Origin of the sequence: Streptococcus sp. KR (assembly GCF_002238115.1) — a bacterium.
Lineage (GTDB): Bacteria > Bacillota > Bacilli > Lactobacillales > Streptococcaceae > Streptococcus.
Window position 1 is genome coordinate 1 of the sequence record NZ_NGVM01000345.1, and the last position, 224, is coordinate 224.

Annotated in this window: 1 pseudogene; it reads right to left on the bottom strand. The window is 46.0% G+C overall.

The features are described from left to right. Nucleotides 1–15 precede the first annotated feature (15 nt). Nucleotides 16–224 (bottom strand): annotated as a pseudogene (locus CBI42_RS12230) (YfcC family protein); the annotation flags it as partial.

Here is a 224-nt window from a genome sequence, read left to right on the forward strand (position 1 = left end):
AGTCCTTGTCGCACTCTAAATTATGGCCATTACCCCTAAGAATATTGCTGTAGCCAAGAACAGGTAAACCATCAATTTGAACATGAATTTCCACCAAGTGGTGATGTTGACGTGAGCAATCGTTAATGCCCCCATTACAACTCCTGAAGTTGGGGTAATCAGGTTAACCCAGCCGGATGCACTCTGATATGCAGTGACAACCAAGCTTGGGTCAACGCCGGCAA